Source organism: Taibaiella helva (assembly GCF_003545695.1).
In the GTDB taxonomy this organism is placed as follows: domain Bacteria; phylum Bacteroidota; class Bacteroidia; order Chitinophagales; family Chitinophagaceae; genus Taibaiella; species Taibaiella helva.
In genome coordinates this window covers 203,401-223,269 of record NZ_QUZZ01000008.1, presented here as the reverse complement: position 1 = coordinate 223,269, position 19,869 = coordinate 203,401, and the positions used below count along the sequence as shown (strand labels likewise).

Annotated in this window: 19 protein-coding genes; 6 read left to right on the top strand and 13 right to left on the bottom strand. The window is 52.5% G+C overall.

Going from position 1 to position 19,869, the window contains the following annotated elements:
- Nucleotides 1-49: 49 nt before the first annotated feature.
- From DZC79_RS14440 to DZC79_RS14420, 5 genes are all read right to left on the bottom strand, one after another.
- A complete protein-coding gene (locus DZC79_RS14440; RefSeq protein ID WP_118952300.1) occupies nt 50-823 on the bottom strand; it encodes a PASTA domain-containing protein in 774 nt (257 codons plus the stop codon).
- Nucleotides 824-884: 61 nt separating this feature from the next.
- Entirely contained in the window at nt 885-1,874 is a 990-nt protein-coding gene (locus DZC79_RS14435) for a D-alanine--D-alanine ligase (protein WP_118952299.1), read from the bottom strand.
- A gap of 208 nt (nt 1,875-2,082) precedes the next feature.
- Nucleotides 2,083-2,943: a twin-arginine translocase subunit TatC gene (tatC, locus tag DZC79_RS14430; RefSeq protein ID WP_232831836.1), complete on the bottom strand. Its 861-nt coding sequence runs from the start codon at nt 2,941-2,943 to the stop codon at nt 2,083-2,085.
- A gap of 42 nt (nt 2,944-2,985) precedes the next feature.
- Nucleotides 2,986-3,441: a ribose 5-phosphate isomerase B gene (gene rpiB / locus DZC79_RS14425; RefSeq protein WP_118952298.1), complete on the bottom strand. Its 456-nt coding sequence runs from the start codon at nt 3,439-3,441 to the stop codon at nt 2,986-2,988.
- Between the two features lie 91 nt (nt 3,442-3,532).
- The gene (locus DZC79_RS14420; protein WP_118952297.1) at nt 3,533-4,714 is read right to left on the bottom strand and encodes a TIGR03087 family PEP-CTERM/XrtA system glycosyltransferase; all 1,182 of its coding nucleotides are present in this window, start codon (nt 4,712-4,714) and stop codon (nt 3,533-3,535) included.
- A gap of 102 nt (nt 4,715-4,816) precedes the next feature.
- Between DZC79_RS14420 and DZC79_RS14415 the strand changes: the two genes are divergently transcribed.
- Complete coding sequence (locus tag DZC79_RS14415; protein WP_118952296.1) at nt 4,817-5,230, top strand: DUF6157 family protein; 414 nt, start codon at nt 4,817-4,819, stop codon at nt 5,228-5,230.
- A gap of 74 nt (nt 5,231-5,304) precedes the next feature.
- Here DZC79_RS14415 and DZC79_RS14410 read toward each other — a convergent pair whose 3' ends face one another.
- The 6 genes from DZC79_RS14410 to DZC79_RS14385 form a co-directional block, all read right to left on the bottom strand.
- Nucleotides 5,305-6,504 (bottom strand): bifunctional 3,4-dihydroxy-2-butanone-4-phosphate synthase/GTP cyclohydrolase II, encoded by a 1,200-nt coding sequence (locus DZC79_RS14410; protein ID WP_118952295.1) that lies wholly within the window; start codon nt 6,502-6,504, stop codon nt 5,305-5,307.
- Between the two features lie 135 nt (nt 6,505-6,639).
- On the bottom strand, nt 6,640-7,233 hold the full coding sequence (locus tag DZC79_RS14405; protein ID WP_157977163.1) for a LysE family translocator: 594 nt from the start codon (nt 7,231-7,233) through the stop codon (nt 6,640-6,642).
- Nucleotides 7,234-7,267: 34 nt separating this feature from the next.
- Nucleotides 7,268-7,597 carry a hypothetical protein gene (locus tag DZC79_RS14400; protein ID WP_157977162.1) on the bottom strand — a complete coding sequence of 110 codons (330 nt, stop codon included), beginning with the start codon at nt 7,595-7,597 and terminating at the stop codon, nt 7,268-7,270.
- A 50-nt stretch (nt 7,598-7,647) separates the two neighbouring features.
- Nucleotides 7,648-9,225, bottom strand: coding sequence for a peptide chain release factor 3 (locus DZC79_RS14395; protein ID WP_118952292.1), 1,578 nt, complete (start codon nt 9,223-9,225; stop codon nt 7,648-7,650).
- 159 nt (nt 9,226-9,384) lie between these two features.
- The gene (locus DZC79_RS14390) at nt 9,385-10,386 is read right to left on the bottom strand and encodes a hypothetical protein (RefSeq protein ID WP_118952291.1); all 1,002 of its coding nucleotides are present in this window, start codon (nt 10,384-10,386) and stop codon (nt 9,385-9,387) included.
- Complete coding sequence (locus DZC79_RS14385; RefSeq protein ID WP_118952290.1) at nt 10,386-10,979, bottom strand: hypothetical protein; 594 nt, start codon at nt 10,977-10,979, stop codon at nt 10,386-10,388. Before DZC79_RS14385 ends, DZC79_RS14390 begins: the two co-directional genes overlap by 1 nt.
- Before the next feature lie 185 nt (nt 10,980-11,164).
- On the opposite strand from DZC79_RS14385, the gene DZC79_RS14380 reads away from it, so the two are divergent.
- The 5 genes from DZC79_RS14380 (at nt 11,165) to aat (ending at nt 17,536) form a co-directional block, all read left to right on the top strand.
- Nucleotides 11,165-12,442, top strand: a complete 1,278-nt coding sequence (locus DZC79_RS14380) for a NupC/NupG family nucleoside CNT transporter (protein ID WP_118952289.1) — start codon at nt 11,165-11,167, stop codon at nt 12,440-12,442.
- Nucleotides 12,443-12,484: 42 nt separating this feature from the next.
- A complete protein-coding gene (locus DZC79_RS14375) occupies nt 12,485-13,495 on the top strand; it encodes a WG repeat-containing protein (protein WP_118952288.1) in 1,011 nt (336 codons plus the stop codon).
- Nucleotides 13,496-13,565: 70 nt separating this feature from the next.
- The gene (gene trmB, locus DZC79_RS14370; protein ID WP_118952287.1) at nt 13,566-14,297 is read left to right on the top strand and encodes a tRNA (guanosine(46)-N7)-methyltransferase TrmB; all 732 of its coding nucleotides are present in this window, start codon (nt 13,566-13,568) and stop codon (nt 14,295-14,297) included.
- A 272-nt stretch (nt 14,298-14,569) separates the two neighbouring features.
- Complete coding sequence (locus tag DZC79_RS14365) at nt 14,570-16,774, top strand: carboxy terminal-processing peptidase (RefSeq protein WP_157977161.1); 2,205 nt, start codon at nt 14,570-14,572, stop codon at nt 16,772-16,774.
- A gap of 129 nt (nt 16,775-16,903) precedes the next feature.
- Entirely contained in the window at nt 16,904-17,536 is a 633-nt protein-coding gene (gene aat / locus DZC79_RS14360; RefSeq protein WP_118952285.1) for a leucyl/phenylalanyl-tRNA--protein transferase, read from the top strand.
- A gap of 217 nt (nt 17,537-17,753) precedes the next feature.
- Here aat and DZC79_RS14355 read toward each other — a convergent pair whose 3' ends face one another.
- Entirely contained in the window at nt 17,754-18,896 is a 1,143-nt protein-coding gene (locus DZC79_RS14355; protein WP_118952284.1) for an acyl-CoA dehydrogenase, read from the bottom strand.
- A gap of 27 nt (nt 18,897-18,923) precedes the next feature.
- Nucleotides 18,924-19,862, bottom strand: a complete 939-nt coding sequence (locus DZC79_RS14350; RefSeq protein ID WP_118952283.1) for a ComEA family DNA-binding protein — start codon at nt 19,860-19,862, stop codon at nt 18,924-18,926.
- Nucleotides 19,863-19,869 lie beyond the last annotated feature (7 nt).

The following is a 19,869-nucleotide window of genomic DNA, read 5'->3' as shown; positions in this document are numbered from 1 at the left end:
GAAGGCGGCCCAAGGGCCGCCTTCTTTGCTGGTATTAATCGCGGTATAGCTATTCGCCGTTTTCTATACTCTGCTTGATACGGATATCGACATTGTCCCCTTCCTGTATTTTATTGGGCTCGTTGAATTCGTTGAAAGCCTCGGGTTGCTGCAGGTAGATCACGGCTGTAGTCGTATCGCTGATGGTACCGTCGAATACAGCAGAATAATTCAGGTTGGAGCCGCTCAGCACTGCGATGGCCTCGGGATAGGTCATACCGCTCAGGTCTGGGACATTGATCTGCTTGTTACCCAGTCCGTCGCCGATGACCAGCGATATTTTGCTTCCCTGCGGGATCTGTGTGCCGGCCGCAATCTCCTTGCCGTTCAGCAGCTGGCTCAGCACAGCGCCCTGGGCCATATCGGGTTTCATAATGGTATCGCCAAGGAGAAGCTTGCTGCTTTTCAGCAACATTTCCGCACTGCGGTACGACATGTTGACCAGGTTGGGCATCCGGGTATTAGGCGGGCTTACACGATTGTAGATCAGGAAGATCGTACGCCCGTTTTTTACCGTGGCGCCACCCTCGGGCTGCTGATCAAGTATGACCAGCGGCTTTTGATCGGGACTGTAAGTGGAATCGAGGTCCACTTCGAAACCGGCGCCCTCCAGCACTTTCAGTGCTTCATTCAGGTTCTTGCCTTTCAAAGACGGTACGGACAGCTCTTTACCATGCCCTGTGATCCAGCCCAGCGAGGCGAAAAAAAGCCAGTAGATACCGATACAGATCAGCGCGATGATAATAAGGGTTCCGAGCAGGCTTTTATGAAACGGTTTCGACATGTTTTGTACTTATATTTTCTCCGGTTTAAACCGGGATAGCAATCGTATCATGCATAGGATGCTACCCTGCCAGCACTTCCTGCAGCAGGTTGCCGTAAAAGGTCTTCAGGTTCAGGCCGGCGGCGCGCACCTGCTGCGGCACAATGCTGTTTTCGCTTTGTCCGGGCATTGTGTTCACTTCCAGGAAGAACAGGTCATTCGTCTTTTTATGCAAGATAAAGTCCATGCGCACGATGCCCCTGCAATTGAGATGCTGGTATATACCTTCGGCTTTCCGGTTCAGCTGCATCAGCACATCATGATCGATAACAGCCGGGGTGATCTCATTGGTAACACCAGGCGTATATTTTGCTTCGTAGTCGAAGAAATCGTTCTTGCTGACGATCTCGGTCGGCGGCAAGGTATGTATCTTTCCTTTCAACGCATAAACACCGATCGTTAATTCGCGGCCTTCGATAAATTCCTCGATCAGCACCTGGTTATCCTCGGCAAATGCTTTATCGATAGCGCCCATCAGCTGTTCGGGGCTGGTTACCTTGCTGACACCCAGGCTCGAGCCACTCTCATTGGGCTTTACAAACACCGGCAGCTTCAGGCTTTCCATGATCGCGCCCAGCGAGTAGGGCTGGCTTTTGTACAGCACCACCGAATTGGCGATATGAACGATATGATAATCCTTCAGCACTTTATTACAGAAGCTCTTATTGAAGGTAAGGGCCGATACGATGGCATTGCAGGTGGTATAAGGCAGCCCGATCATATCGAAATAGCCCTGGAGGCGGCCATCTTCGCCGGGAGAACCATGCACAGCGATAAATGCTGCGTCGAAAGTTACCTTTCCCCCGTTCAGTTGCAGGGAGAAATCATTCTTATCGACGATAACCTTATCGCCCGCTGTGGTTTCGTGGTACCATTCATTACGGTCGATTATGATCTTGTATACTTCATATTGTTCCGTATCCAGGTTTTGCTCTATCGTTTTCGCGGTGCCCAGGGATATCACATATTCTCCGGAATAGCCGCCGGCAACCAACGCAATTTTTTTCTTCATAATGAATGTAGTGCAACTAAAAGAGTGTCAAAGGTAAATAATGCGGCAGGGATTATGAATTCCTTTTTTTCGCCCGGGATAAAAATTAACAAAAACAGCCATCCCGGCCGGCAAAGACGATTTTGTCCGATGGCTCACATAAAAAAGAAGCCGGTCGTCCTGCTAGAACGACCGGCTTCCCCGGTATAAACTTCACCTGCAACGGCAACTACCAGTCCAGGGTTTCTTTCTCCTTAAGCTTTTTCTCTTTCAGGATACGAGCGCTGACGATAATGCCTGCTTCATACAGCAGCACCAGGGGTATGGCGACGAGGAAAATGCTGAACCAGTCGGGCGGCGTGATCACAGCGGCAATTACCATGATCACCACAATGGCGATACGGCGCTGGTCGCGCATAAATTTAGGCGTAAGGATGCCGACCCGCGAGAGGAAATAAACAATGATCGGCAGCTCGAATACAATGCCCAGCCCCAGGATGAGGTCGCTCATGGTATCGTAGTAGTTCGTGATCGTAATAATGTTCTCAAACTGCGGGCTAAGCTGGTAATTGGCAAAGAAATTGATCGTGAACGGTGCAATCAGGAAATAGGCAAAAAACACGCCGATGAAGAACAGCAGCGAGGACCAGAAGACGATACCGCGCGCATATTTGAGCTCGCCGGGCTTAAGCGCCGGCTTGACAAACTTCCAGAATTCCCAGAAAACATAGGGGAAGGCCAGGATAAAGCCCAGCATAAAGGATACGGAGAAGCTCATCATGAACTGGCCTGAAAGCTCGTTGTTCTGGAACTTGATCTTCAGCGGATCCATGCAAAGCGCATCTACGCCTATCGACTTTCCGAACTGGCACAGGAGTCGGTAGGAGATAAAATCGTTATTGGCCGGCCCCAGGATGATCTTCTGGAAAACGAAATCAATATTAAAAAAAACGATCAGCGCACCGGCGATGATCGCGATCAGTGCCCTGACCAGGTGCCAACGCAGTGCTTCGATATGATCGGTGAAGCCCATCTCGGCCGTGGGATTGCCACCGTTCCGCTTGGCCAGGAATTTATCGATGATACTCAAGGAATATGCCGTTTAGCGATTGGAAGGAAAAAGGTTGCGGCTTTAGCTGCCTTGGATCTTTTCAACACGGCGCTCGTGGCGGCCGCCTTCGAAAGGGGTGGACAGGAAAAGCTCAGTCATCTTTTGCGCCACGGTATAATCGACAAAGCGCTCGGGCATGCACAGCACATTGGCATTGTTGTGCTGGCGGGCCAGCGTCGCCAGCTCTTCGTTCCAGCAAAGTGCCGCGCGGACGCCCTGGTGCTTGTTGGCGGTCATGCACACACCATTGCCGCTGCCGCAGATCAGGATGCCAGCCGCCGCCTTACCCTCCTCTACCATCTGTGCTACCGGATGGGCATAGTCGGGATAGTCAGTGGAATCAGTGGAGTGCGTACCCTTGTCTTCTACGGTCCAGCCCAGGCCTGTAAGCCAGGCTTTCAGCTGCTCTTTGTATTGAAAACCGGCATGATCGCTGCCGATCGCCAGCGGGAGGGCGGTATCGAATGTGTTTTGCATAGGGCTGCAAAGTTAAGCCGATATATCGATATGTCGAGGCCCCCGTCGTTAAGAGGTTGATAAGGCCCGGTATCAAGGAAAAACACCGGTTTCAGGCGCCCGTGATCTCCATAAAATATTGCTCCAGCAAGACCGCCACTACGTTCCAGTCAAACTGGCTGCGGATCGCCTGGCGACCGGCCGCTCCTACTTGTTGCCGGTAGTCCTGCGATTGCAGCAAGGCCAGGCAGGTATCGGCAAAAGATTGTGTTTCGGTAGCCAGTACCACGCCTTCGCCCGAAGCAATGTTGAGCCCGTTGAAGCCGATGTTGCGGCTCACCACAGGCACGCCCATCGCCATGGCCTCCAATACCTTGTTCTGTGTGCCGGCGCCAAAACGCAGCGGGGCGACCACAATCGCCGCACGGGCATACCATTCGGCCAGGTCTTTCACAAAGCCGGTGACCCGGATATCGGCGGCGGCCAGCGCCTGCACTTTCTTCACCGGGCGTTGCCCCGCGATCACGAATTCGACGCCAGGCGCCTGCTCCCGGATTAGTGGGAAGATCTCCCGGACGAAGTAAAGGACTGCGTCTACGTTGGGCGCATAATCCATATTGCCGGTAAACAGGATGGTTTTATTTTGGGTATAGTCGTGCGCATCTGCCGAGAAAGTATCCAGGTCCACCCCATTGGGCAGCAGCCGCACATTGCCGATCCCCTGCTCCTGCTCCAGGTAGCTCAGGTCTTCGCGCGAGCAGACCAGCGACAACTCGTAGGCCTTCAATACCTGCTCATATGCCGAAACGCGCCGCTGCTCCATTCGGTTAAAAGCCTTCAGCAGGCCTCTGGCTCCGTTCACCCGGCGCTTCCAGTACAGCGAATAAGCATCGGGCAGGTCGAGAATACGGGGCGTGTCTTTGTAATCTGCCCAGTATTGCGCCATCCGCAGGTGTTGCACATGCACCGCGTCATAACGATGCTGCTGCCGCAGCCAGGTTATTTTTTCCGCCATTGCTTTTGAATGGAAGTAACGCACCTGGAAAGGTTCCTTGTGAAAAAATGCCATCAGGCTGTTACCATAGGACTGCAGGCGGCTCAGGGGTACCAGGTGGATTTCTTTGAAGATCCGCTGCAGCTCCGGCAGGTATTGCAGGTCTGTTTTATCCTGCAGAAAGGTCACTAAGTGCAGTTCATGACGGGCGGCCAGCCTTTTGGCCAGGTGATAGATCTTGAGCTTATCACCACGGTAGGGCGGGTACGGGAAGCGATTGGCGGTAAACAGCAATTTCATGAGTCGGCTGCAAATATCTTTCTTTTTCGGAAAAGAAGATTAGCGCCTGCCGGCTTTACTCGCGAAGGCTTAAATTTGTATCCGACCTTTATACGGATAAGCATGAAGCTGCATACCACCAATTATACGGACACCTTTATCGAAGCTGCTGAAGACTGCCCTGCCACCGAAGGTGAGATACCACCGCAAAAAGGCGATAAAAGATCGGTGGCTACTATTGAATTCGAGCTGATCATAAGGCATCCCTACCGCTACACTTCCGATGATGTGCTGTTCCGGGTCCATGCCGAAAAAAATAATCTTCCCCAAAGCGAATGGAAAACAGCAAGAGAAGCCTTCTTTTCCAAAGGCCAGCCTTGCTTCCGCGCGTCACCCCTCACCAAAAGGTACGGCTGGGGCCTGCATTGCGATACCGAAGGAAAAATAGCCCTTGTTGCCAAGGGCAGCCCAGAGTACGAACAATACCGCAACGACAAAAGCCTGAAAGTGGTGAAAGCTATGCGTAGCAGCCGCTGAGGAGTAGCCACGACCGTATACGCAAAACGGAGCTATGATACCATAGCTCCGTTTTGCGTATGAATTGACGCCGGTTATTTCAATATCTCATGCCCCAGCTTATCCCTTTTGGTTTTGAGATAAAATTCATTGTATTCGTTGGGCTTAATTTCGATGGGCACGGTATCGACGATCTCGATGCCATAGCCCAGCAATCCTGCGCGTTTGCGTGGATTGTTGCTCATCAGGCGCAACTTGGTGATACCCAGGTGGCGCAGGATCTGCGCACCTACGCCATAATCGCGTTCATCCATCTTAAAGCCAAGCGCCAGGTTCGCCTCTACCGTGTCTTTACCCTCTTCCTGCAGCTTATAGGCTTTCAGCTTATTGAACAAGCCTATGCCCCTGCCTTCCTGGTTCATGTAGAGCACACAGCCCTTACCTTCGCGTTCCACCATTTCCATCGCGGCCTGCAATTGCTCGCCGCAGTCGCAACGGAGCGAATGCAGGATATCGCCGGTAAAGCAGGAGCTATGCACCCGTGTCAATACCGGCTCGTCTTCTGTCCAGCTACCTTTGATCAGGGCCAGGTGCTGCTCGCCGGTATTCTTTTGCCGGAACGCCACCAGCTCAAAGTCACCATGCTTGGTGGGCATGTGCACCCGTACCTCTTCCTCGATCAGGCTTTCTTTTTCCAGGCGGTAGGAGATCAGGTCTTTGATGGTAATGATCTTCAGGTCAAATTGTTTCGCGATCTCCACCAGCTGCGGCAGGCGGGCCATGGTGCCATCATCGTTCATGATCTCTACCAGCACACCGGCGGGCTCCATACCGGCCAGGCGAGCCAGGTCGACAGTAGCCTCCGTATGCCCGATGCGGCGCAGTACGCCGCCGGGCTTGGCACGCAGGGGAAAGATATGCCCCGGGCGCCCAAGGTCTTCCGGGCGGGTATTGGGATCGATCAGCGCCTGTACGGTCTTGGCCCGGTCATGCGCCGAAATACCGGTAGTACAGCCCTGCCCGATGAGATCGACCGAAACGGTGAAAGGTGTCTGGTGCAGCACGGTATTGTTCTCCACCATTAAATTGAGGTTGAGCGCGGCAGCCCGTTCTTCGGTAATGGGCGCGCAGATGAGCCCGCGGCCATGCTTCGACATGAAATTGATGATCTCGGGGGTCACATTCCTGGCAGCAGTAACAAAGTCGCCCTCATTTTCCCGGTCCTCGTCGTCAACGACGATCACAAGCTTGCCCTGCCTGATGTCTTCTAATGCTTCTTCAATAGTGTTCAGCATGAAATAAATTAAGATTTAATGAAACTTAATCGTGGATTTCAAACTTCCATTTTCAATTTCGGGTACAGAAAATGCAAAGTTACGGCAGTATTTTCCAATTACCCTAATCTCTGCCGGAGGCCGCCCCGGAATAGCTTAGTGGCTCAGCTCGATATTGAAATAGATCTTGGCCAGGAGGATGAAGCCGAAGACGAGGATACAAATGGCCGAAATGCGGTTGAGGTACATAATGCGGCGCAGTGTGAGCTGGCGGCGGATCTTATCGGCCAGGAAGACCTTGATCATATCAAAACCCAGCACAATGGCCAGGCACACGCCGAAGAACACGGCCCGGGGGGCTATCGTGGCGCCGGCGACCGAGATCGCGGCACCCACCCACAACAGGATCACAGCCGGGTTAAGGGCGTTCATCAAAAAGCCGGTGCCCCATATTTTAAAATAGGCGCCGGCGCTGATGTCCAATGCCTTACCCTGCTTGGGCCTCCGGGGCTTGTATTTACGCAGCAGGCTGGCAAGCCCCATCACGATGAATAAGCTGGAGCCGATATAGCCCACTATACGCTGATGATCTTCCAGGAACTGAAGCCAGTTGGTCGCAATATTGGCCAGCACTACGTAGATAATATCGCTGACCGATACGCCCAGGATAAAGGCAATACCGGCTTTGTAGCTATGGTGCATGCTGTAGCGGATCACGGCAAAAAGCGTAGGCCCCACCGAAATCGCCATAAACAGCCCCAATAATACTCCTTTTATGACAGCTTCAGAAAAATCCATATTCTGTAATCCATGGCAAAGTTGCCGTTTTTAGGGTTTCTGGCCAGGTGTCCCGGACAAAGCCAAGAGCGTCCGCTCCCTGATCATACACAAGCCATAGCCATTGCAGCATTATAAATACAGGGAAACGCCAAAATCGTTGACCGTCTCTCAGGAATACAAATAAGACCAGCGAATACACCAGGCAGGCGCCCCAATAAGGAATTAACAGGAACACGTTCATGCCATTCAAAACCGGAACGGAGCCATGGCGGTCATTGCTTGCTACACTGATGTTCCAAAAGGCAAGCGCAGCAAAAAAAGGCAACCATATCAAAAAACAGCTTTCTTACCTCTTTTTGCTATATCAGATCTGCCGCGCCATAGCTAGAACTCGCTGGTAAAGTGGAATTCAATATCCGGGTTGTTCTGTCGTTCCGTATTCAGGAACCATTCGCTCTGCGCCAGGTAAACAAGGTGCCCGTCTTTATCCTCCATCACATTAGCCTGCTTAAAACGGACAAAATCTTCAATCTTCTTTTTCTCACCTGTGATCCAGCAGGCTTTGTAAAAGGCCAGCGGCACGAAGTTAACCGAAGCCCCATACTCCTGCAGCAGGCGGTATTGAATCACTTCAAATTGCAGGTCGCCCACGCAACCGATGATCTTCCGGTTGCCGCCATGCTGGGTAAACAGCTGCGCCACACCCTCGTCTGTGAGCTGCCGCAAGCCCTTCTCCAGCTGCTTGGTCTTCATGGGATCTTTATTGATCACCTCTTTAAAGATCTCGGGCGAGAAGCTGGGCATACCGGTAAAGTAAAAGTTCCCGCCTTCGGTCAGCGTATCGCCGATCTTGAAATTGCCGGTATCGAACAGGCCGACCACATCGCCGGGATAAGCATCGTCGATCACCTCTTTCTGCCGGGCCATAAAGCTGTAAGGCGCGCTGAACCGCACATCTTTATCCAGCCGTACATGGTGGTAATTCTTATTCCGCTCAAACCTGCCGCTGCACACACGCAGGAAGGCGATACGGTCGCGGTGGCGCGGATCGAGGTTGGCGTGGATCTTAAAGATGAAGCCGCTGAAGCGATCGTCGGTGGGCGCTACCACACCCTTATCCGTTTTCCGGGGCTCGGGGGTGGGCGCAATGCGGATAAAAGTATCCAGCATTTCTTTGACACCGAAATTATTCACGGCCGAGCCGAAGAAGACCGGCGCTACTTTTCCTTTCAGGTAATCGCCGGTATCCAGGTCGCCGTAAACGCCCTCGAGCAGCTCTACGTCTTCGCGCAGCTGGTTGGCATCGCGCGTGCCTACCTTACTGTCCAGCAGCTCGTCGGACAGGTCGTTGATGGGCACGCTGTTCTCATCCGTTCCTTTCTGGCCCGGGGTAAACAGGTTCAGGCTCTTGTCGTACAGGTTGTACACCCCTTTGAACTCCTTGCCCATATTGATCGGCCAGGTAAGGGGATGCAGAGAAATATTCAGCTCCTTTTCGATCTCGTCCAGCAGGTCGAAAGGGAATTTACCGTCGCGGTCCATCTTATTGATGAACACGATCACGGGGGTGTCGCGCATACGGCATACTTCCATCAGCCTCCGCGTTTGCTCTTCCACCCCGTTAACGCTGTCGATCACCAGGATAACGCTGTCCACGGCAGTAAGCGTGCGATAAGTATCTTCGGCGAAGTCCTTATGACCCGGCGTATCCAGCAGGTTGATCAGTACGTTTTTGTACTCAAAAGTCATTACAGAGGTCGCCACGGAGATACCGCGCTGGCGTTCGATCTCCATAAAGTCGGAAGTTGCGCCCTTTTTGATCTTGTTGCTTTTTACGGCGCCTGCGGTCTGGATAGCGCCGCCAAACAGCAGGAATTTTTCCGTCAGTGTGGTCTTACCCGCATCAGGGTGCGATATGATAGCAAAGGTCTTGCGACGATTGATTTCGTTGAGATATTTCATTGTCGTTTATGGAACTGGTTGAAGCCCTGCCGGTTCCGGGCAAGGGCTCAAAAAGGGGGCAAAGGTCGGAATCTTTTTACATTTATGCGTCGACCCGCCTTTAAATACGGTCCGCCATCGCCGCGAAGCAGCCTGTACGGGCATAAAAGAAAGAATAGCTTAATGGTTCAGCACCCATTCCGTCTCTTTAAGGAAAGCCTCAATAGGAACGGTTTTATTGAAGGTTTCCAGGGTAAGCTCCTGTTCTCTACTGCTTCCTGCCTTACGGAATTTGAGCCGTACATCGGTGCCATTGTACAGGCCATTATAGGTCTTCCGCACGATATTAAATCCGCTGAAGGCATCCCTGCTGTAACGCGCCATGGCAAAGCCCAGGCGATAGACGATTATCTGCCGGGTGGAGGAATCGAAACAGATCCGTTTGGTGAAAGCAGCCAACACCAGCAGGAAGGGGAAGATAAGGATGATGGTATATGGACGTTCGGCATCAGCAGGCACAGCCTGAAAATATCTCCGGTACCAGAAATAAAGCAGCGCAGCCAGGAGTAGGATAAGCGCCGGGAGATATTGCTTACGGGCCTTACCTGTCTTGAGCCGGTAACCTTCCCGGCATTGCTCGTACCATTGCAGCAGGCCGGCATCCTGCAGGGCATAGTCGGTCGCCGGCACAGCAGGTCGCTCCTGCAGCATGGCCTTAATAGCCGGCAGCAGAGTGTTATCAAAAGTATCTTTATCCTTATCCTGCCCCTGGAAGTAAGGAGAGATGCGATAGCCCTTACCATAACGATCACCCTTGCTTTTGAGCCGGTAATATAAACCGATAGCGGTCATCAATACGATTTCCCCTGCTTCGTCGAAGCGCATTAACGTACGTTTGCGTCCCAGGGTTTGGGTAAATATAGTCTGGCTGATACGGTCAAAAATAAGGGTTCGCCGGCTCAGCACCAGTAGCGGAATGCAAGCCAGGATCAGTGGCAGCATGATCAGCGCGGCAGCAAGATCTTTGTAGCTAAGCTGGCCGGGATCACCCTGGTGCGCAAGCAGGATGATCACGAAGGGCATCAGTACCAGCATGACGATAAGCACAATACTTACCGGCTTCAGGAAAGCCAGGGGTCTGATGCTGATCCGGTCCGGCCCAACCTGGAAAAATACGGCCATCAGGAAACTGCTTTTTTAGTACCGGCCTTCCGCTTGATCCAGCCGATAAGGAATATAATGAGGAAAAATGGGATCAGCAGCAGGAAGGGCTGATCGGTCAGTCGGTTCAGCAGGCTCACCCGGGCTACATCCCAGTCATGTATATCCCGGTCCAGGAGCACTTGCCCATGCGCTTTGAGCCCGTAGAGGGTAACTTCCCTTTTGTCGCCCATAAAGAAACGCTCTACTCCCTTAAACATACCCTCTTTACGGGCCGCGGCCAACTGAGCTTTCAGCACCTTTACTTCGATCGTATCGCCGCTGTTCAGCTGTGCGGTGATCCCATCCCGGTCCTGACCGCCTTGCCAGGGCAGGCGCAGGTTGATCTTTTCGCCGTGTACTTTAATGAATAGATAAGAGGCCAGTACCTGGTTTCTTTTCTGTTGCTGCATCTCCCACAATTCGCTGATCACAAACTGCTGTATTGTAAAATCAGCTTCCGTACGTGCGGCTTCTTCTTTGCCTACGTTATCGATCCCTTTAAAGAGCCAGAAGGTAAGCAGGGTTGCGATAACAAAAAAGGCCAGGATGCCATAGATGATTTTCTTCGTCATTTGCCGGGGGCTTTGATCCAAAAGTATCCGTTCGGCGCGGCCTGCGTACCCGATTTATTTATTCGCCTGCTTTTTCCCGAAAACTGCCGGGGTACGATTATTATTCACAGACCAGTTTTATTTAATACAGGAATATTGCCATTAATATTTACTTTGCAGGCAATTTTTTAAAAATTTTTTCCTGGATGGAACGTTTCACGGGATTGATCGGCATCGTACTGATTCTCGGTATCGCTTTTTTGTGCTCCAACAATAAGAGGAAGATCAATATACGGCTGGTGTTCAGCGGCCTTTTCCTGCAGACGGTCATTGCCCTGCTCATCCTGAAGATCGAAAAGGTGCAGCAGTTCTTTGCACTGCTGGGCAGAGGCATGCAAAAGATCGAAGGCTTCGCAAAAGAAGGCGCCGCCTTTGTTTACGGCGGTATCATTACGCAAACCGGCTCTCATGGCAATGTGCCTTACCGTACCGTTATTGAGCGTGACAATCCTTTTGTATTCGGCTTCAGCGTAACCGCAGCCATCATACTGGTTTGTGTGCTGGTAGCCATATTTTATCACATAGGACTCATGCAGCGCATCGTATCGCTGATCGCCAGGGGCATGAATTTCGTGATGCGGGTAAGCGGCGCCGAAGCGCTCAGCAATGTTGCCAGTGCCTTTGTAGGCCAGGTGGAAGCCCAGGTGATGATACGTCCCTACCTCAAGGGCATGACCAAAAGCGAGCTGCTGGCTTCGATGAGCGGCAGCCTGGCCTGCATTGCCGGCGGCATTCTTATTGTTTACGCCAACATGGGCGCACAGGCCGGCCTCAACCTCGCGCCAAAGCTGATTATGGCCAGTCTGATGGCGGCCCCCGGCGCATTGGTCATTTCCAAGATCGTTTTCCCGGAGACCGAAGAGTCGCAGACCATGGGTAAGGTAAAGCTCGAAGTCAAAAGCGAATATACCAACCTGATCGATGCCATTTCGCATGCTGCAGCCGACGGCTTTAAGATCGCCATGAACGTGATCGCTATGCTGATCGGCTTCATCGCCCTCATCGCCCTCGTCGACTGGTCGCTGCTGAAGCTCGGCCACCTGTTCAATCCCGACCTCAACCTTTCGCTCAACTGGGTCTTCGGCAAGCTGTTCTATCCCTTTGCCTGGTCGATGGGCGTGCCTTCGGAAGATGTGGGCAATGCCGCTACCCTGCTGGGGCAGAAGCTGACCGTAAACGAATTCCTGGCCTTCAAAAGCCTTACTTCCAAAGAAGTGCCCATCATGACCGAAAAGGGATTGCTGATCGTGACCACAGCCATCTGCGGCTTCGCCAACTTCAGCAGTGTGGGAATGCAGATTGGCGGTATCGGCGCGCTGGCGCCCGAACGCCGCGAAGACCTGGCCAAACTGGGCCTCAGGGCGCTGCTCTGCGGCACGCTTGCATCTTACCTCAGCGCCAGCATCGCCGGCATCCTGATGTAAAACAAAAGCCGCAGGAAGCCGTTATGTAATAAATGAACGCCGATGAAAAAACTGCTCTTTTTCCTGTCGCTTCTTTCATTGGATCTGCAAGTGGCCGGCCAGCAGGCGGCGCACCTGTACTACTTTATCCATAACACCGACTCCTCCACGCTTGTTGGTGTAAAAGACAGCCGCGGCAAGATCATTATTCCTGCCCGTTACCGCGACTTTCCTGAACACGATACGCGCCAGCCGATCAAAGATTCCATCATTATCATGGCAGATGGCCACTGGAGCAGCAAAGAAACGCCGGCCGCCAGCTATGGCGACGCCTTCGACCGGAACGGCAAGCTGCTTTATCATCCGCTTGTCTTTGACAACGGTCCCGACTACTTTGAAGAAGGGCTGACCCGCTGCGTGGACAACGACAAGGTAGGCTTTGCCGATCGCCGCGGTGTTATCGTTATCGAGCCGCAATGGGACTGGGCCGGCCCGTTCAGCTATGGCTATGCCTGGGCCTGCAAGGGCTGCTACCTCGACTACAGCCGCGACGCCGAGCATCCCGATATCCTGTTCCAGCCGGGAGCCGGCCGGGTCATGATCAATAGAAAAGGCGAAGTGGTGCAGCCTGCAGATGCGCCTGCCTCTCCGCTGGACCAGAAGACCGATGAAGGTTACCTCCCCTACCCTTTCCGCTATACTGCCGCCCAACAGCAGCTGCTGGACAGCTTTAACAAGATGGAGGTGCTGCATCGGCTGGCATTCATGAATTACAGCCCTAAAGTGACCGGACAGGAGGCACAGCTCCGTTTCGAGCTGACCGAAAAGCCGCCGCAGCGTTCCGGTTACCTGGTCCAGGCTTACCGTTACAACGACGGCGTGTACAGCACAGCAGACGAGATGCAGTTCATCGTCGACGCCAACGGAAAATGGTTCTACAATCCTCCCTTTGAAGCGCCGCGGCCTTTCGGCGCGTGGCTGCAGCAGGAGCTGAAAGCGGCCGACGATTATTTCAGGACGCATCCCGACGCGCCCAACCGCTTTGATACCCAAGCCTTCAAACAGGGGCGCTAGCTTCCCGCCGGCGCATTCCGCCATTTATCTTAATTTCGCGCCTCCCCGAGGGGATATTATTGCATTTTTCATGGGACAAAAAAAACTGATCCGCTTCGAAGCGATCAAAGGATTTGAGAATGTGCTGGAATACCCGAAAGAAATGAAAGGTAAATGGCATACTTTTTTTAAGAACGACCATCCGATCACGCTGGAGCTGGCCTGTGGCAAAGGGGAATACTCGGTAGGGCTGGGCCGCCTGTACCCTGAAAGAAACTTTATCGGCATCGACCTTAAAGGCAACCGTATCTGGCGCGGCGCCAAAACCGCGCTGGAAGAGGGATTGAACAATGTCGCTTTCCTGCGTTCCCATATCGACAAGCTGGCCGATTATTTCGAACCGGGAGAAGTAGCTGAGATATGGATCACGTTTCCCGATCCCCAGCTACGGAACTCGCGTATGAAGAAAAGGCTGACATTCCCCCGCTTTCTGCGGCTGTACCGCCAGGTGCTGCAGCCCGGCGGTCCCGTCAACCTGAAAACGGACAGCCCCGATCTTTACGGGTTTACCAAAGCCGTGATCGGCCTTTACGATCTCGAGCTGCTGGCCGATGATGACAACATTTATGCCAAAGGCGAGGTGAGCCCTGAGCTCGCCATTAAAACACATTATGAGGGGCTTGACATTGCAGGAAGCAACCGCGTGCATTACCTGCGCTTCCGCATCAATGGCGACCTGCCTCCGGAAAAGGATCAGCAGCTTAAGGAAATGTTCGCTGTGACGGAGGACGATGAAACGCCGGAAACAGATACCGAAGACTAACGGGAAGACGCTCCTTCCGGGAAAAGAATAAAAACCTGCACAACTCTATGCAGGTTTTTTTGTTGTTTTACGACCAGCAAAAGCGCTGTAAAAGAGCCTCCGTATGCTGTTAATTTAAGGTAAATAAATTGGCCGAAACCCTTGATTGTTATGGTTTATACCCCTATGCGGGGTATTTTGCCGGTTCACCTTTTCTTAACTCAAAAATACTTTACATTTGCTTTTGACGTTAAACTAACAATCAACTATTTAATACAGATATGCTGCGATTCATGCGAAACAAGATCCTGATACCCACCCTTATCATTACTGCCCTGGCTGTGTTCTTTTCGTTCCGGTACATCGGTGGTGATAGCGGCGGCGACAGCAATGATGCGGAACACAAAACAATACTGAATACAGTGATGGCGGTGTTGTCCCAGGGGCATTATGCACCCAGGCCTATCGATGATGCATTTTCCCAGTCGGTTTATGATAAGACGCTGGAGAGTCTCGATTATGAAAAACGTTTTTTCCTTCAGTCGGATGTAGATAATCTCAGCGCTTACCGCGATAAGATCGACGACGAGATCAAAGACAATTCCCTTGAATTTTTCGATAAAGTCAACAGTCTTTTCCTGCAGCGCGTAAATGTGTCGGAAGGCTATTATAAAACGATCCTGAGCAAACCCTTTACCTTCAGCAGCAATGAAGAGATCGAACTCGACGGTAAGAAAATGAGCTATGCCAAGAATGAAGATGACATGAAGGCCCGCTGGGAAAAATACCTCAAATACAGGGTGCTGGCCAAATACATCGACCTGAAGAATGCCGAGGATAAAAAGGCGAAAGACTCTACAAAATATAAGCCAAGGGATTTTGCGACCCTGGAAAAAGAAGCCCGTGAAACGATTGGTAAAGTACAGGACCGCTTTTTCAAGCGGCTGAAGAAAATGAACGACAACGATCGCTTTGCTGTATTCATGAACAGCATTACCGGCTCTGAAGATCCGCATACAGACTTCCTGCCTCCGGAAGACAAGAAGCGCTTTGACGAAATGATGTCGGGCAGCTTCATCGGAATCGGCGCCTCTCTGCAGCAGCAGGAAGATGGTAAGATCAAAGTGGCTTCGATCATTACCGGAAGCCCGGCCTGGAAGCAGGGACACCTGAAAGCAGAAGATGTGATTGAGAAAGTAGCCCAGGGTGAGCAGACACCGGTCGATGTGGAAGGCATGGAGACCGACGAAGTGGTCAAGCTGATCCGCGGACCGAAAGACACGGAAGTAAGGCTGAGCGTGAAGCACAATGATGGCACCAAAGAAGTGGTTCCGATCATCAGGGGTACCGTAGACTACGAAGATGCTTTTGCCAAATCGGCGATCATCGAGAACCATGGCAAGAAGATCGGCTATATTTACCTGCCTGAGTTCTATGCTGACTTCAGCGGTAACGGCAGCGGCCACTACAGCGGCAAAGACGTTGCTGCAGAAGTGACCAAGCTGAAAGCAGAGAATGTTGACGGCATTGTGCTCGACCTGCGCAATAATGGCGGCGGCTCTCTGACCGACGTAGTGGACATGGCCGGCCTCTTTGTGGGCAAAGGTCCTGTAGTGCAGGTACGCGCCAGCGGCAACCAGAGCGTGACCCTGAAGAGCCAGGAGTCTACCCCGCTGTATACCGGTCCTCTGGCAATTATGGTCAACAACGGCAGCGCCTCGGCATCTGAGATCATGGCAGCAGCCATGCAGGATTATGGCAGAGCTGTGATCATCGGTACCAATACCTTTGGTAAGGGTACAGTACAAAAGCTCGTGGCCCTCGACCAGTTTGTAAATGCTTCTATGCGCGATCAGATCATTGCAGCCTTCAACCGCGCTAAAGGCGGAGAGGCGACTTACGACGGCATCGGCTCGCTAAAGCTGACTATTCAGAAATTTTACCGCGTAAACGGCGGCTCTACCCAGCTTAAAGGCGTTACGCCTGACATTATCCTGCCCGATGCTTACGAGCAATTGGACAATATAGGCGAACGCCGCGATAAAGCTGCATTGCCCTGGGATAAAATCAATCCCTCCAACTACAAGATATGGGACTATCCTCCTGCACTGGCGGCGCTGCGGGCCAACAGCAAAAAACGCGTGGAAGCCAACGAGACCTTCAAGATCATCAAGCAAACCGGCGACCGCCTGAAAATACAGCAGGACAACAATATTATGCCGCTGAATGAGGCCAAGTTTGTAGCCAAGCAAAAGGAATCGGAAGCGCTGAGCAAAAAGATCGAAGAGCTGGATAAGATCGCCAGTCCCATTACGGTACAAAACCTGAGGTCCGACATGAGCCGTGTGAATATGGATTCGAGTTCCCGTACCAAGAACAACGAGTGGCTGAAGGCGCTGAAAAAAGATGTTTATATCGCTGAAACAACCAATGTGCTCAACGATTGGATCACCAGCACTGCAAAAGTGGTAAAGATGAGCCCCGCACAAGCTGAATAATGACTTAAACGAAATATACCGGGAGGGATCGCTAACGCGATCCCTCTTTATTATATGGCCGGCCGGTAAGCCGGCTGTCCTGCAGGAAAGACATTCTTTTGTATCATTCATTCTTTTGTATCATTGCAAATGATTTTCCGGCTTTCCGATGAAGAGATATGGTTCCCCGATCCGGCCCTGGCTGAAGAGGACGGGTTGCTGGCCGTAGGTGGCGACCTGAGCAGCGAGCGCCTGCGCCTGGCTTATGCCCACGGCATTTTTCCCTGGTTCAGCGAAGACGATCCGATACTATGGTATGCGCCTCATGAACGCTGCGTGCTTTTCCCCGACAAGGTCCGTGTGCACAAAAGCATGCAACAGGTTTTCCGGCAAAATCGCTTCAGCATCCGGCAGGACACGGCCTTCGAAGCGGTCATCCGCAACTGCGCCTCCGTACCCCGCAAAGGGCAAGACGGCACCTGGATCACCGGCGCCATGCAGCAGGCATATCTCAACCTGAACCGGCAGGGCATAGCCCATAGTATAGAAGCCTGGGACGGTGCCGTGCTTGCAGGCGGCCTTTACGGCCTCGCCGTGAACGGCGTCTTTTGCGGAGAGAGCATGTTCAGCAAGGTCAGCAATGCCTCAAAAGCGGCCCTGATATGGCTTTGCCGCCACGGCGGCTATCGCCTGATCGATTGCCAGCTGCCCAATCCGCACCTCATGAGCCTTGGCGCCGAAATGATCTCCCGCGAAAATTACCTGGCGATACTGCAAGGCTGATAGAACAAAAAGAAACCGTGTTCTCTTACCGTTATCAGCGGCGATACCGTTTTTCGCCAGCAGTTCACCCGTTGCTTTGTCTCCATTGTTCTGATCAATCGTACGTGAGCGATACCTCTTCTTAACTATTAGACTGTTCCGGCCGGCACATAGCAGCACAGCAAAGGGGCCGTTCGATAGCTGAACGGCCCCTTTGCTGCGCATTTTGTTTTAGAAATTACTGGCTGAGGATATCCCTGGAGATCACCAGCTTCTGGATCTCGGAAGTGCCTTCGCCGATAGTGCAGAGCTTGGAATCACGGTAATACTTCTCCACGGGAAAATCTTTGGTATAGCCATAGCCGCCGAATACCTGAACTGCGTCGGTAGCTATCTGAACGGATATTTCAGAAGCGTAGTATTTGGCCATAGCCGATTCTTTCGTCATTTTCACGCCGCGGTTCTTCATATCGGCAGCCTGGTAGATCAGCAGCTCAGCGCCTTCGATCTTGGTCGCCATGTCGGCCAGCTTGAAGGCAATGGCCTGGAAGTTGGCGATCGGCTGGTCGAATTGCTGACGTTCCTTGGCATATTTAACAGAGGCTTCATAAGCGCCTTTGGCAATGCCCAGAGATAAGGCGGCGATGGAAATACGGCCGCCGTCCAGCACCTTCATGGCTTGCTTGAAGCCATCGCCTATTTCGCCCATGCGCTGGGTATCGGAGATGCGGCAGTTGTCGAATACCAGCTCTGTGGTTTCGGAAGCGCGCATACCCAGCTTGTTTTCTTTCTTACCCGCGCTGAAGCCCGGCGTACTGCGCTCAACGATAAACGCGGTTACATTATTCTTGGCACGGGGCTCACCGGTACGGGCCAGCACCACGGCTACGCTCCCGGTCTTACCATGTGTGATCCAATTCTTGGTACCGTTCAGTATCCAGTCGTCGCCGTCGCGGGTAGCCGTACAGCGCATATTGCCGGCGTCGCTGCCGGTATTGGCTTCTGTAAGGCCCCAGGCGCCGATCCATTCGCCGCTGGCCAGCTTCGGCAGGTATTTTTTCTTTTGCTCCTCGCTGCCGAAATACAGGATATGGCCGGTGCAAAGAGAGTTGTGGGCTGCTACGGATAGTCCGATAGAGCCGCACACTTTGGCAATCTCACTGATCACAGTAACATATTCAAAATAGCTCAGACCTGAACCACCATATTCGGCAGGTACCAGCACACCCATCAGGCCCAGTTCACCCATTTTGTGGAAGAGCTCTACAGGAAAGGTCTGGCTTTCGTCCCACTCCATCATGCTCGGGCGGATATGCTTATTGGCAAAGTCGCGAACCATCTCGGCGATCTGTGTCTGTGTCTCGGTGAAATTAAAATCCATAATGTTATTTATTAATAGTAAGCTATGTCAGCGGGTTGCCAAATAAGGCGCAATTTTACGATATTTTTCTTCATTTATCAAGGGAACCTGCCGCAATTGTTCAATTTCAGCGAAGCTTCCAAGATCATGACGCAGCTTTACAATGCCTGCGGCCAGCTTCCTCCCGATATAGGGGTGATGCCCCAGCTCTTCTTCTGTTGCCAGGTTCACATTGATCTTTTTAACCAGATCGGCAGTGACGGCCAACTGGTCTTTCAGCTGCTGATAAGTACTGTCGGGAAAGCCGTACACCTCTTTCAATTGTTCCACTCTGATGAATCCCCCCAACGCATCCCGAAAGCTCAGAATGCGCCGCGCGTATCCCGGTCCGATCCCGCGCAGGGCAATTAAAGCACCGGCGTCCGCCGTATTCAGCTCCAGCGGACCGGAAGGCACCGCAGGCGTTTCCTTTTCCCATTCCGGGTATTCCTTCCGGAACGCCTGCTGCTCTTCCCCGCCGGGGATACGCACATAAGGTGCAATACGCTCATAATCTTCCCGGCGCAGGGTGTACAGCTTCTGCAGGTCTTCCTTCTTCCGGAAGCGTCCACCTTTGCTGCGGTATTTGATCAGTGTGCGGGCCGTGCGCAGCGGCAGTCCCAAGCCTGTCAATACTGCTTCGCTCGCTGTGTTGGGATCGAAAGGCTGCAGGTTTAGCGATACCGGCCGGACGCCCTCGCCTGTCGCCCTATCCTCTCCGTAATCGGCCGTATAAGACCTGTCATCCGGCCTATCATCGGCAATATGTTCTTTTCTGAATGCTGTCCAGGCCTGCTGCAGGGCCTTCTCCTCCGTATCTTCTTCTGGTCGCTGCAAGGCTGGCAGCAGGCGCCAGATCACCAGGGCTGCCAGCAGTAAACCCAATAAAACCAACGCGCCCATTCTCGAGCGACGCGAAAAACGGAAATCATCTGTTGTCGGTGCCATTCTGAAA